A 12914-nucleotide genomic window follows, 5' to 3' on the forward strand; every position below is an offset into this window, starting at 1 on the left:
TGGTTTTCTTATTTTTCTATGAAATAAGCATACTGATAATCATCACAATAGTGTCCATTTATATAAAATTCTTCTTTAAAATGTGCTTCCTGCACAAAATCATGTTTTTCATAGAATCGAATGGCTTCTTGATTGGTAGCCATTACTCGCAAACTCAGCTTATGAATCCCGCTTATCTGGGCCATATCTTTGACATACGACAACAAAGAACCACCAATCCCTTGTCCTTGGAAATCTGGCGAAACGCCAATACTTAGTAGCCATTGCTTTTGATGAGCTGCTAACGAAGTGGGCGGATGGACTTCAATAAATCCAGCGAGTTGTTGTCCGCTGATGGCAACAAAAATCGTTTCATCTTTCATTTTTTCCTGATATGCCGTAAGCGAGAGTGGTTGTATCTCGGCAGGGGTATTCTTTTTTGTCCAAATGATTTGATCCAAGGCATGTAATGCGGGCCAATCTGCTTCGGCAACTAAGCGAATAGTGAGTGAGGTAGACAAGATAATAGGGCTCCTTTTTCTGAAATTTTAAAATATAAAAAGACTATAGCATTTATTGTCTGAAAATTCAAATACTTTTAAAACGAAAAGAAAAATGGCTGCACCTTTTCGAGAAAATCAAAATATGCTACCATAGCTACCAGAGGATAGATGGTAAAAAAGAATCTATCTAAATGGAGGGTATGTTTGTGAAAAAAATGGCAGTATATTGTGGCGCCAGTCTGGGGAATGAGCCAATCTATCAGCAAGCTGCAGTAGCGTTAGCCGCTTGGATGAAAGAAAATCACTATGATCTAGTTTATGGCGGTGGCAATGTTGGTCTAATGGGTACGGTGGCTGACACGCTTTTAGCAGAAGGTGGAGAGGTAATTGGTGTCATGCCCACTTTTTTAATGGAACGAGAGATTGCACATAATGGCATTACAAAGATGCATACAGTCAGTGATATGCATGCGCGTAAGAAAAAGATGATTGAATTGGCAGATGTGTATTTAGCTTTACCCGGTGGTCCCGGCACGCTAGAAGAAATTAGCGAGGTGATCTCTTGGGGCCGAGTCGGTGAACATATGAATCCTTGTATTTTATACAACGTGAATGGTTACTATGATTTATTAGCTGCCTTTTTTGATAAAATGGTAGAAACTAATTTCTTAACAACGGCGGATCGAGCTAAAATTTTCATTTCAGATTCCTTAGAAGAAATTGGTGCATTTATTGATTCCTATGAACCGCCAATGATTCGTCAATACAAAAAATAACAAAAGAGGCAGTCACTTTAACCAGAATGACTGCCTCTTTTTTACTAGTTTTTCGTTAAAATCCGATGTAAGAACTCTTTTGTCCGAGCTTCTTTTGGATGGACAAAAATATCTTCAGCGGTCCCTTCTTCGGCAATGACACCTTTATCCATGAAAATAACACGATCGGATACGTCCCGCGCAAATTCCATTTCATGTGTTACAATCACCATTGTTAGCCCTGTATGGGCAAGATTTTTCATTGTTTTTAGCACTTCGCCAACCATTTCAGGATCCAATGCAGAAGTTGGTTCATCGAAAAGTAAAACATCTGGATCCATTGATAATGCTCGAGCAATGGCTACCCGTTGCTTTTGTCCACCAGACAATTGAGCAGGTTTGGCATCAATAAAACGAGCCATGCCAACTTTTTCTAAATTTTCTAAGGCAATTTTTTTGGCTTCTTCTTTGTTTCTTTTTAGGACAGTCATCTGACCAGAAGTACAGTTTTCTAAGACATTCATGTTATTAAATAAATTGAATGATTGGAAAACCATACCTAAATGGGTCCGATATTTGGGCAAACTATAACCACGTTCTAAAACATTTTTACCATTATAGATGATTTTACCATCTGTTGGTTTTTCTAACAAATTAATACAACGTAATAACGTTGATTTACCAGAACCAGAAGAACCGATAATGGTGACAACTTCTCCTTTATTGACGTTCATATTGATATCTTTTAATACTTCGTTTTCGCCAAAGCTTTTTCGTAAATGTTCAATTTCAATAATTGCACTCATCTGTTTGCCTCCTAGCTTTCTTTTCCTTCTTCAGTTAATTCTTCTACTTTAACGTAAGCAGAAGGGCCATCCATTTTACGTTCCACAACACGTAAGATTCGTGTGATCACAAAAGTCATTACCAAGTACATGATGCCGACAATTGTAAAGGTTTGGAAGAACTGGAAGTTTGCGCCAGAAGCAGCATTCCCTTGGAAGAATAAATCTGCAACACCGATAACACTTAACACGGCCGTATCTTTGATATTAATGACAAATTCATTCCCTGTTGCAGGTAAAATATTACGTAATACTTGGGGAATAACGACTTTACGCATTGTTTGTCCATGGGTCATCCCGATCGCTTGTGCTGCCTCGAATTGTCCTTTATCTACTGCGAAAATACCTCCGCGAACAATTTCAGACATATAGGCACCAGTATTCACAGAAACGATAAATAATGCGGCCACTGTTCGGTCTAAAGAGATGCCAAAAGCTAGAGCTAAACCATAGAAAATAACCATTGCTTGAACCATCATTGGTGTACCACGGAAAACTTCAATATAAATAGAAAGAATTAAATTTCCTAATTTTTGGAAGAAACGAGCGACTGGGTTTTCAGAATCTGGAATTGTACGGAAGACACCAATTAGTAAACCAAGGGTTGTTCCGACAACTGTCCCAATTAACGCGATAAATAGCGTTAAACCAGCACCACGTAAAAACATGTCGCCATATTGATTCCAAATATTTTTGAAATCGTTAATAAGTCCTGTTTTTTGTTCATCACTATCTGTTGCTGCAGGTTGATCCTTGATTGCTTGGTCCATAATTTTTGTCCGTTCATCTTGAGAAATACCTGCTAAAATTTTGTTTACTTTTTCAATGTCAGGATCGCCTTTACGCATGCCGACTGCTACTTGTGAGTCTTCAGCGCTAGCATCAAAGCCATTTTCTTTTGGAAATTCTAACATTTTTAATTCTTTATTGACACTAGTTGCTGTTATGCCTTCAGGGCGTTCACTAACATACCCATCAATCATGCCAGAAGCAAGTGCTGTTCGCATAGCCGAAAAGTTATCCATTGCTTGCTGTTTATTGACATTTGGAATTTGATCAATTAATCCGTAGTGGAATGTATTTAGTTGAGCTGTAATTTTAGCATCAGCTAAATCTTTCAAGCTTTTTGCATTAGCGTATTTGCCATCTTTTTTTACAATTACGACAAATTGTGATTCATAATAAGGGTTTGTAAAAGCAATTTCTTTTTTTCGTTCAGCGGTTGGGCTCATTCCGGCGATAATGGCATCAATTTTTCCAGATTGTAAGGCGGGCGCCAAGCCATCCCATTTGGTTTGGACGATTACTAATTTACGACCTAAACCATCGGCAATTTTTTTAGAAATTTGAACATCATAGCCGCCTGCATAAGAGTTGCCTTGAATAGGCACTGCGCCATGTGCGTCATTTTTCTGTGACCAGTTAAAAGGGGCGTAGCCAGCTTCCATGCCGACACGAAATTCACCATTTTCCTCCGCCGAAGCGTGGGTTGTCATGCCAAGTAACGAAAATAGCGTGACAAGTAGTAGACTGAATGAAAAAACTTTTTTGTTCATCTTTTTCTCTCCTTTAAATTTCTTGTCTGATTGATCGTTTTGTCTTTTTTCAATCAACAAGCTTTGATAATCAGCTGAGCAAAAGCGATTCTGTCTTTTTAAAGGAGAATACTTCTGTCACAACCTATTTTTGAATACAAAAAAACAACCAAACAGATGTAAGGTTGCTAGGTAATGTCGAAAAAAATTCCTCAACGAAACATAGCACAACTTAGCATCACTACTAAGACAGTCCGCAAGCTCTTAACTTACGTCCCAACACACAACAGAAGAGGCTCCGTTATGCATTTCGGCGATTGATCCTAAACTTGCTTCCCAGTGTCCTCTCACTCCACAAGCGTAATAAAAACCGCGACCTCTACCTCTTTTTTGAGGCACTATTCAGTTATTAAATTCAGTTATTAATTTTAGGATAAATCCAGAAGAAAGTCAATATGTTCCAGCAAAGGAATTTATCAAGAGGACACAAACAGCATGAAATTAGCGTAACATTAAGTAAAAGAAAAAGATAATAAAAGAGAAGAATAGTTTTGAGATGAGCGATTTCACACTGTTAATTAAGCGTTTACAAGGTGGGTGTAGTGTGTTAAGTTGAAGATAGCAAAAGTTATTTGAATATTCAGTGAATAAAAAAGTGCGTAGAGTTAGAAAAACATGTCCTATAGATATACATAAAAGAGATAAGTAAACCGTTCAACGAATAATTGAAGCAAATGTGAAGACGGGGAAAAAAGGTGCAGAAAAAAATTACAACAGAGTATTTAGCAAATGCAATTGATATGATTAAAAGGAAGGTTCAAACAAACAGTAAAAATGTGAAATTAGAAAGTCAAGGAAAAAAGGCTTAGAGACAGCTTTTGTAGGTGGACTTTCTGAAGAATATCAGGAAGTGAAGATAGCTTAACATAGAAGTTTTAAAAAATTAGTGTACATAAAAAGAAAGGAGGGGAGTCAGTGAAAAAAAGAAAGTGGTGGCTAATAAGCTTAGCTACTATCATATTAATTATTTTAGGAATTGGAGGGAAACAATACATGGATAAAAAAGCAATAGAAAAAGATTACCAACAAGGAATCGATTTGATTCAAAAATATGTATCGAACTATTTAGTAGAAAACTATGAAGGCATTGAGAAGATTGAGTGGCAAGGCGTTGGCGTGGAATGGCGGAATGCAAAAGGATATGGGCCTTCGTTGTTGGGGAATTATGTGGATAGTGACGTGAGAATTTATGTATCTGAGGATAATTATTTTACGATGTCGTTTACGTTAAATTACAATACTGAGTACGATGATAAACTTGAAAAATATATTCAATTAGATTATCTAAGACCTCAAAAAATAGATTCTATTTTAGTGTTGGAGGTAGAAAATGCAACAAAAGGCTTGAATATAGGAGACAAATTAGAGATATCAGAGTCTAAAAAAATTAAAAAATCTTCTGAAGGAAGTTCAAATGCAAAAGTAATCTCTAATTTAGAGATTCATGAATTAGTTTATTAGGAGGCATGTTTTAGTGAGTGATGAAATGACTACTGAAGTTTTAGCAAAATCAATAGATTCAGCAAAAAAAATCGTTCAAAATAGAGAAAATGGAAATAAAATATCTATTCAAGGGCTAGAGGAAGATTATTACCTTATAAACAAAGCCGCCAGCACCCAATCCAGCCAACTAAATGCCATGGCCATCGCGCCTTTAGATGACCAAGGTAAACCTGACTATAACAACGTCGCTGTCGTGTACGCTGGTACCAATTCCTTTGGGGATGAAGGTAAAAAAGGCTTTGAAACAGCTGGGACAGCTTTTGTAGGTGGACTTTCTGAAGAATATCAGGAAGCTGAAAAATTTTTAAAACAAACGCAGCAAAAAATCGCCTCGCAAAACGGCACAATTACCGATGTTGCAGGCTTTAGTCAATCAGGTGGCTACATGATGAAAATGGCAGGGAAATACGGGCAAGAAATGGGCTTTCGTACCACCAGTTTTGATGATTGGGGCCGCAATCAATTTGAACGTTTAACGACGAGTGAAAAACAGTGGCTACAAGAAAATCCAGAATTTTTGATTCGCTACCAAAATGATTCGTGGGCAGCACTGTCAGGACGTGATAGTAAATATGGCACGCTTTCTTCGATTTCAGGGGTTGGTGAACATAATACTTTAGCCAACTATTTTGATGGAGACGACTTGGATTTGGATCGTTTAGCCAAAGATGGCATTTTCGCACCGAATATGACTTTGGAGCAAGTCAAGTTAGCAGCGAAAGTCTGGGCAAAGAAAAATGGCGACTGGGATCCCACCACAAATAATGAAGCCGAAGCGAAAAAACGAGTGCAGGAGTACTTAGAACTCTATGGCGAATTTGCGCAAACGAATGCGAATTTGGAAAAATTAAAATCTGGTACTGATAAAGCTATTCGTTCTTTACATACAAAAATTGCCAGTGCTTCTGGCGGTCAAAAAATCAAGTTACGAGCAGACTTGGCATTACAGGTAGCTAATCAGGCTAGGACAATCGGTGAAGAAGCGGAGAAATTGTTGAAACAAAGCCAGCAAGACACAGAACAAGCGTTAGCAGAAATTTCCAAGGAAATTTTAACAAGTGCCAATGAAATTAGACAATATTTGTCTTATTCTGAGGTCCAAGCAATGATTGCACCCTATGAAAAAAGTCGTTTGTGGGACGAGGCACAGGCCAGTCACAATCGGAAACAAGTTCAACAATATAATCAAAAACTGATGACATTTAGTGAAAAGTTAACAACTGCGGCTAAAAATATTCAAGAATACGATCGCCAAGCAGGGAATCAGTTATTTGCACAGAAATGAAAGGATGTCGCACATGGATGAACTGGAAAGAGAACTTCAATTGGAATTAGAACGCGTACAAAAGATACAAGAACGCCAAGCCATTCAAGCTGTGATTACAGCAAAACAAACCAGAATCGCAACCATCAAACAAACCTCCACACATACAATCAAGAAACTTTCAGAATTGATGAGCAAACAATCAAAAGCTACGTTGCCTTCTTCCTTAAAAGGTGCGTTTCAAGGGCAAGTGGCGGACGCAGCGAGCCATTATTTGAAAACGATTCCTGACGCAAATTTAAAAACACCAGCAAAAGGAGGTTAAGAGATGACACCGGAAGAAAAACGCCGCAGTTACCAGATGATTGAAGACAACTATTATCAAGAAAAGCGCAAAATCAATCAACAACAGCAACATGTTTCCGCTGAAATCCAGCGATTTAGACAACAAACGAACCAACTAGTAGACAAGGTGGCTTATTTTACTAGAAATGATACTTGGGACAAACGAATGTTTCATCATCAAATAGCCACCAGTTTAGATGAAATGAAACGAACAGAAAACCGGTTTGTTTCAATCCTAGAAGAAACAGAACAAACCATGCGAAAAAATTATCGAAAAGAGAGTGAGAAATTGGAAGAAATGGCAAGAATGGATTTGTGAGGGATTGGTAAATATGGATTGACAGGATGTTTTTTGAAGAAATAAGAATATCAGTGCGCAATTAGTGTCTTAAAAAAACCTTGAATTCATACGAATTCAAGGTTTTTTAAACAATCACTTAAGCTTTGACAGCTTTTGGTTCACGACCTAAAATAGCTTGAAGAACAGTCAATACACCTAAAGAAGCTAAAATTGTATAAATTAGACTTGAGTAAGTTAAGATACCGAAATCCCAAGTTTTGTAAACTAATAAAACAATTGCTAAGGCGATAATAGCGATAACGTTGAAGAACGCAAAAGCCCAAAGATTTCCGTTTTCTTTACGAGAAAGATAAAAAACAGAGAACCAAATGCTTAAAACGCCCCAAGCGATGCAGGCAATAATTGCAGCCCAATAAATAATAAATGCGACCATTGTTGTTTCACCTCACTTTTACTCATGCATATTTTACCACGAGTTGAGAAATTTGTCACAAACTCTTTCAAGATAAATCAATATATAGGTAAGAAGTTTTCAAAAAGTGGAAAAACTTTTGGTGCTAATGTTAAAATACGTTATAATATAGAAGATTAGGAGCTGAATCGATATGCAAGATATCACGCAAGCCGAGGCAATTCATTGGTTGGCAACCCAACAAAAAATCACATTTTTAACAGGTGCGGGTATCTCGACAGCCTCAGGTGTGCCAGATTATCGTTCCTTAAAAGGTGTCTATCAAGGAATCCAGCAACCGGAATACTTATTGAGCCGGACTTGCTTAAAAACAGAGTCAGAAAAGTTTTATCAATTCGTTAAAACGCTCTATCATCCAGACGCACAACCTAATATCATTCACCAGAAAATGGCACAATTAGAGCAAATGAAACGGGGAAAAATTGTTTCACAAAATATTGATGGGCTTCATCGAAAAGCAGGTAGCCAAGAAGTGGTGGACTTTCACGGTAATTTATATGAATGTTATTGCCAAACTTGTGGTACAACGGTTCCTTGGCAAGACTATTTACTTAGTGATCGGCACGCAGACTGTCATGGACAAATCCGTCCAGCTATTACTTTGTATGAAGAAGGATTATCCGAAGAGGCAATCGAAAAAGCCATTCAGGCCGTTGCTTCTGCCGACTTAATCGTGATTGTCGGCACGAGTTTTCAAGTGCATCCATTTTGTGATTTGATTCATTATAAACAACCAACGGCAGCTATTTTAGCCATTAATCAAACGCCGCTATTTTTACAACAACCTTATTATTTTTTAGAAGCGAAAGCCGAAACGATATTTGCAGAATTAACGATAAAGGAGTAACGGAATGGAAGAATTTAAATCAGAAAAAGAAAAAATGATCGCAGGTGCACTATATTTTGCCTCAGATCCTGAATTAGTGGCTGATCGCAAAAAAGCCCGTGAACAAATGGCGTTAATTAACCAACAACCAGACACATATATTCGTCGTCAATTAATAGAAGAAACATTTGGAAAAGTGGGTGTCGGGACGTACATCGAACCGATGATTCAATTTGATTACGGCTACAACATTTCTGTGGGAAAAAATTTCTATGCCAATTTTAATAACGTTTTTTTAGATGTTTGTCCAATTGAAATTGGCGATAACTGTATGTTTGGCCCCAATGTGCAACTTTATACAGCCGAGCATCCATTACAAGCGGCCAAGCGTAATAGCGGAATGGAATCAGGGAAACGAATTATCATTGGCAACAATGTTTGGATTGGCGGTGGAGCGATTGTCCTTCCTGGCGTAACATTAGGCGATAATGTAGTGGTGGCAGCAGGTGCTGTTGTGACCAAATCGTTCCCAGAAAACTGTGTGATCGCAGGTAATCCAGCACGGATAATTAAAGAATTGACTGAAGATGACGCTCCAACAACTTCTTTAGAACAACAACGAGCAAAGATTAACCAAATCGATAAGGAACTGGTCCGTTTATTAGAACAGCGGATGGACGTCGTCGCAGAGATTGCTGCAGTGAAAAAGAAAGCAGGTCATGCGGTTTTTGATTCTGAAAGAGAACAACAAGTATTAGAAACTATTCTGAATCATGTTGAAAATGCCGATTATGAAGAGACATTATCTGAGACTTTCCAGGGAATTATGGACGCCTCTAAACGTTTCCAAGAAAAACATTTAGGAGAGTGAGGCGAAGGTCGTGGATGGAGAAATCAGAAGAAGAGAGATTGTTAAAAGATTAAGAGAGACCGAAAAGCCAATTAGTGCCACTCGTTTTGCAAAAGCTTTTGATGTCAGCAGACAAATTATTGTAGGAGATGTCGCTCTATTACGGGCGACAGGGGTCGAAATTGTCGCAACAGCTCGAGGGTATATGTTGGAACAACCTTTAGAAGGAATTGAACGGAAAATTGCTTGTCAACATACACCTGAACAAACGAGAGAAGAATTGTCAGTCATTGTTGCCAAAGGTGGAGAAGTGGTAGATGTGAGTATTGCACATCCGCTTTATGGGGAATTAATTGGCAGTTTGCGCATTCAATCAGAGAAAGATATTGATAAATTTATGGACAAGTATCAAAAAGAGCATGCTACATTACTATCAGTTTTAACAGGAGGCGTCCATCTGCATACTATTCGCTGTGCAGACGAAGAAACTTTCCAAGAAATCAAAGAGGCGCTTCGAAAAAAAAGTATTTTGTTTGAAGGATAACGAGAAAAAGAGAGGACGTTGATGTTTGGAACTGTGAGACAGGAATAAAAAAGCATTTTCCTAGACTGCTGATTTCCGATAATCTATCGGCGATTGGTAGTCTAGTTTTTGTTGAATTCGACTTTCATTATAATAAGTAATGTATTTTTTTACAATTTCTATTACAATAGATGTAGGTTCATTTGTGAGCCCATCTAAGTAGAACGTTTCAGACTTTAGTGAGGCATGAAACGATTCGATGCAGGCATTATCTGAAGGTGTCCCTTTGCGGGACATACTCATGGTAATGCCTTTTGTTTTTATTTGATTCTGGTAGTCAAAAGAAGTATAAACAGAGCCCTGATCACTATGCAATAGACAATCCGTTGTTTGGGGCAATTGATCAAGTGTATCCAGAACAAAAGCCGTATCTTGCTTATCACCGATGGTATAGGCGATAATTTCACCATTGTATAAATCCATAATTGAAGACAAATACAATTGCTTTTGACCAAAAGGCAGATAAGTAATATCTGTTACCAATTTCTTTAAAGGAGCGTCTGAAGAAAATTGTCTATTTAGCTTGTTCTCGACAACCGTGTAAGGTTGTCCCACTTTACTGCGTTTCTTCATTTTCACGCGACAATTCCAATGATATTTCTGCATAATCTTTTGTACGGTGTTTTTGTTTACTTTGTATTCCTGATTAATCAACGCAGTAATCTTTCGATAGCCATATCGAAACTTATGCTGGAAGCAAAGTCGACGAACGGCTTCTTCAAGAGGTGTTAACTTTCCCAAGTCTTTTCGATGAGTCCAACGATAATAAGTAGCTCGCGAAACGCCGAAAAGTTGACACAATGCAGTAATGGTTATTTTTCCTTTCATTTTTTTAACTAATTCTACAAATATTTCTGGCTCCACGTCCTTTCCAATTCTTTGTACTTTTTTAGCACCTCAATATGCATTTTTAAATAGTTATTTTCATTTCTAAGCTGTTGTTCATTTGATCGAATTTCTGGACCTTTTCCATAAGCATATTGTTTTCCAACGGGTTGAACCAGACGATGATTCTCGCCATTACGGTACCAACGCCACCATGTTTCAATTTGTGTTTTGTTTTTAATGCCTAATTCTTCCATAATCATTTTTACAGGAATATTCTCTTTTTTCATCTGTATAGCCATTTCTTTGATGTGAATCGGATAAGACACTCGATTTCCCATTGAAAAAGCACCTCCTAGTTAAATTCATTTTAACGTGAATTCAACAAGAGGTGCTTTTTTATTTTGTCTCAGTTTATTGGGTCAGTTCAGTTTGTTCAAGCCCTTTCTTTTTTTTCTTAGAAAATTACCAAAAAAAGATAGAAGAATTTGTGAATTTTCTTCTATTTTTTTAACTTTTTGCTAGAAATTTTTTATGAAACAGTATACTATTAAAAAAGGAGCCATTTAAACAATAACTATGTCAATTATATATGTTGGTACATAAAAATAAATGGAGAAAAATAAAAAAGGAGAATGAGTATGAAAAAACAATTTGCCCTGTTCTCTACCTTATTACTTTTAGGTTCATCAATGCCAGTAGGTGCATTTGCAGAAGGTAATAACTTGGTAGCTGAAAATAGTTCTGTTGCAGAAACAACCGCAGAAGCAACAACTGCTGAAGCCACTGAAACGACAGCGACTAGTGAAACAACAGAAGCGACAGAAGAATCAACAACTGAAACAGAAAGTTCAACCGAATCAAGTGAATCTGCAACCACGGAGTCCACGGAAACGTCAGGAACCGAAACGACAGATTCCACAACGGATTCAACATCCACAAGTACGACAGAATCGACTACTGACTCCACCTCAACGAGTGCAACAGAGTCAACCACAGATTCTACGTCAACAAGTACAACTGAATCAAGTACCACGCCGACGACTACACCAAGTTCTTCTAAAGAACAGCCAAAACCTGGCACGAGTACTTCTGAATCAAAACAGCCGGCGAAACCAGTGACACCAACAGCGCCAGCTGAAAAGCCAGTAGAACAACCAGCAGCGTCAACACCGCAGCCCGAAATAGTCCCACCGGTTACAAATGAAACGGTTGGGTTAGTGGAAGACGATGAGACGTTTACGGTCAGCAAAACGAAGAAGACAGAAGAGTTTATTCAAGAAATCGGTGAATCTGCTCGGAAAGTGGCCAAGGACAAAAACTTATATGCTAGTGTGATGATTGCTCAAGCAATTTTAGAAAGTGGCAGCGGCAATAGTAAATTAAGCCAGAAACCAAACTACAATTTGTTTGGTATTAAAGGCGATTACAAAGGTCAATCTGTTTCTTTTATTACCTATGAAGACAATGGTTTCGGTAACCTATACACAGTAGAAGCAAAATTCCGTCAATATCCAACGTATAAAGAATCAATGGAAGATTATGCGAAATTATTGAAAAATGGTTTAGATTCCAATAAAGATTTCTATCATGGTGTCTGGAAAACGGAAGCCAAATCATACAAAGAAGCGACACGTTTCCTAACAGGAAAATACGCAACGGACAAAGATTACCATAAGAAATTAAATGCGTTAATTAAAACATACGATTTAACTTATTATGATAAAGAAAAAGCAACCGTTGAACCAATGGAATCAAATTTCCCAGCCTATAATGGCAAAAACTATGACACCTTTAATAGTTATGCTTGGGGCAACTGTACACAATATGTCTACAACCGTATTACGCAATTAGGTAAACGTGTGGACTTAACAATGGGGAATGGTCAAGATTGGGGCGAAACAGGTCGTGCACGCGGGTACAAAGTAAGTCGTACACCAAAAGCAGGCGCAGCGGTTTCCTTCCCAGCTGGCGTTTTAGGCGCAGACAATACTTATGGTCATGTCGCATTTGTGGAAAAAGTCTTTAAAGATGGTAGCATCTTAATTTCTGAAATGAACGTGAAGGGATTAAACGTTGTTTCGACACGTACAATCTCAGCCGATGAAACACATTTAATGAACTATATCGTTCCAAAAGATAAATAAAAAAATCAGCTCTTTGTCAATAAGAACGAATGAGTTGGAAAAATCAAAGCTAGCACTGAAGAAGCAATTTTAATTCTTCAGTGCTAGCTTTTTTTGTGGCAAAAGTTCTCTCCAATAAAGT

Annotated in this window: 14 protein-coding genes and 1 riboswitch; of the genes, 9 read left to right on the forward strand and 5 right to left on the reverse strand. The window is 37.8% G+C overall.

The window, feature by feature from the left end:
* Positions 1 to 8 precede the first annotated feature (8 nt).
* The gene (locus tag IGL17_RS00875) at positions 9 to 500 is read right to left on the reverse strand and encodes a GNAT family N-acetyltransferase (protein ID WP_016618574.1); all 492 of its coding nucleotides are present in this window, start codon (positions 498 to 500) and stop codon (positions 9 to 11) included.
* A 173-nt stretch (positions 501 to 673) separates the two neighbouring features.
* On the opposite strand from IGL17_RS00875, the gene IGL17_RS00880 reads away from it, so the two are divergent.
* Positions 674 to 1258: a TIGR00730 family Rossman fold protein gene (locus tag IGL17_RS00880; protein ID WP_016618575.1), complete on the forward strand. Its 585-nt coding sequence runs from the start codon at positions 674 to 676 to the stop codon at positions 1256 to 1258.
* A 44-nt stretch (positions 1259 to 1302) separates the two neighbouring features.
* On the opposite strand, the gene IGL17_RS00885 is transcribed toward IGL17_RS00880, so the two are convergent.
* Complete coding sequence (locus tag IGL17_RS00885; protein WP_002356242.1) at positions 1303 to 2043, reverse strand: amino acid ABC transporter ATP-binding protein; 741 nt, start codon at positions 2041 to 2043, stop codon at positions 1303 to 1305.
* Between the two features lie 11 nt (positions 2044 to 2054).
* The gene (locus IGL17_RS00890; protein WP_033623931.1) at positions 2055 to 3638 is read right to left on the reverse strand and encodes an ABC transporter permease subunit; all 1584 of its coding nucleotides are present in this window, start codon (positions 3636 to 3638) and stop codon (positions 2055 to 2057) included.
* Positions 3639 to 3832: 194 nt separating this feature from the next.
* A riboswitch (Lysine riboswitch) is annotated at positions 3833 to 4007 on the reverse strand.
* Between the two features lie 585 nt (positions 4008 to 4592).
* Here IGL17_RS00890 and IGL17_RS00895 point away from each other — a divergent pair.
* From IGL17_RS00895 to IGL17_RS00910, 4 genes are read left to right on the forward strand one after another with little or no spacing between them, the layout of a single operon-like run.
* Positions 4593 to 5138 carry a hypothetical protein gene (locus IGL17_RS00895; RefSeq protein ID WP_016618577.1) on the forward strand — a complete coding sequence of 182 codons (546 nt, stop codon included), beginning with the start codon at positions 4593 to 4595 and terminating at the stop codon, positions 5136 to 5138.
* A 13-nt stretch (positions 5139 to 5151) separates the two neighbouring features.
* On the forward strand, positions 5152 to 6465 hold the full coding sequence (locus tag IGL17_RS00900) for a hypothetical protein (protein ID WP_202255321.1): 1314 nt from the start codon (positions 5152 to 5154) through the stop codon (positions 6463 to 6465).
* 13 nt (positions 6466 to 6478) lie between these two features.
* Entirely contained in the window at positions 6479 to 6769 is a 291-nt protein-coding gene (locus IGL17_RS00905; protein WP_016618245.1) for a hypothetical protein, read from the forward strand.
* A gap of 3 nt (positions 6770 to 6772) precedes the next feature.
* Positions 6773 to 7108 carry a hypothetical protein gene (locus IGL17_RS00910; protein WP_078126870.1) on the forward strand — a complete coding sequence of 112 codons (336 nt, stop codon included), beginning with the start codon at positions 6773 to 6775 and terminating at the stop codon, positions 7106 to 7108.
* A 118-nt stretch (positions 7109 to 7226) separates the two neighbouring features.
* Here the strand turns inward: IGL17_RS00910 and IGL17_RS00915 are convergent, their stop codons facing one another.
* A complete protein-coding gene (locus tag IGL17_RS00915; protein WP_002356244.1) occupies positions 7227 to 7523 on the reverse strand; it encodes a hypothetical protein in 297 nt (98 codons plus the stop codon).
* Positions 7524 to 7695: 172 nt separating this feature from the next.
* Between IGL17_RS00915 and IGL17_RS00920 the strand changes: the two genes are divergently transcribed.
* Genes IGL17_RS00920 through IGL17_RS00930 form a run of 3 tightly spaced genes read left to right on the forward strand, consistent with a single transcriptional unit; the run spans position 7696 to position 9782 of the window.
* Positions 7696 to 8409: an NAD-dependent protein deacylase gene (locus tag IGL17_RS00920; RefSeq protein ID WP_016618186.1), complete on the forward strand. Its 714-nt coding sequence runs from the start codon at positions 7696 to 7698 to the stop codon at positions 8407 to 8409.
* A 4-nt stretch (positions 8410 to 8413) separates the two neighbouring features.
* Positions 8414 to 9259, forward strand: coding sequence for a chorismate mutase (locus IGL17_RS00925; protein WP_010823379.1), 846 nt, complete (start codon positions 8414 to 8416; stop codon positions 9257 to 9259).
* Positions 9260 to 9269: 10 nt separating this feature from the next.
* A complete protein-coding gene (locus tag IGL17_RS00930) occupies positions 9270 to 9782 on the forward strand; it encodes a transcription repressor NadR (protein WP_002356248.1) in 513 nt (170 codons plus the stop codon).
* 60 nt (positions 9783 to 9842) lie between these two features.
* Here the strand turns inward: IGL17_RS00930 and IGL17_RS00935 are convergent.
* A protein-coding gene (locus tag IGL17_RS00935; RefSeq protein ID WP_202255333.1) for an IS3 family transposase occupies positions 9843 to 10987 on the reverse strand; the annotation gives its coding sequence in 2 pieces (ribosomal slippage) (positions 9843 to 10714 and positions 10714 to 10987; 1146 coding nt in all).
* 294 nt (positions 10988 to 11281) lie between these two features.
* Here IGL17_RS00935 and IGL17_RS00940 point away from each other — a divergent pair.
* Positions 11282 to 12793, forward strand: a complete 1512-nt coding sequence (locus tag IGL17_RS00940; RefSeq protein ID WP_016617854.1) for a glucosaminidase domain-containing protein — start codon at positions 11282 to 11284, stop codon at positions 12791 to 12793.
* Positions 12794 to 12914 lie beyond the last annotated feature (121 nt).

Source organism: Enterococcus sp. AZ088 (assembly GCF_051714845.1).
GTDB lineage: Bacteria > Bacillota > Bacilli > Lactobacillales > Enterococcaceae > Enterococcus > Enterococcus faecalis.

Bases quoted from the DNA above. Each gene is read 5' to 3' on its own strand.
- IGL17_RS00905 (WP_016618245.1), top strand. From the start codon at position 6,479: ATGGATGAACTGGAAAGAGAACTTCAATTGGAATTAGAACGCGTACAA.
- IGL17_RS00920 (WP_016618186.1), top strand. From the start codon at position 7,696: ATGCAAGATATCACGCAAGCCGAGGCAATTCATTGGTTGGCAACCCAA.
- IGL17_RS00890 (WP_033623931.1), bottom strand. From the start codon at position 3,638: ATGAACAAAAAAGTTTTTTCATTCAGTCTACTACTTGTCACGCTATTT.
- IGL17_RS00885 (WP_002356242.1), bottom strand. From the start codon at position 2,043: ATGAGTGCAATTATTGAAATTGAACATTTACGAAAAAGCTTTGGCGAA.
- IGL17_RS00940 (WP_016617854.1), top strand. From the start codon at position 11,282: ATGAGTATGAAAAAACAATTTGCCCTGTTCTCTACCTTATTACTTTTA.
- IGL17_RS00925 (WP_010823379.1), top strand. From the start codon at position 8,414: ATGGAAGAATTTAAATCAGAAAAAGAAAAAATGATCGCAGGTGCACTA.
- IGL17_RS00910 (WP_078126870.1), top strand. From the start codon at position 6,773: ATGACACCGGAAGAAAAACGCCGCAGTTACCAGATGATTGAAGACAAC.
- IGL17_RS00915 (WP_002356244.1), bottom strand. From the start codon at position 7,523: ATGGTCGCATTTATTATTTATTGGGCTGCAATTATTGCCTGCATCGCT.
- IGL17_RS00880 (WP_016618575.1), top strand. From the start codon at position 674: ATGGAGGGTATGTTTGTGAAAAAAATGGCAGTATATTGTGGCGCCAGT.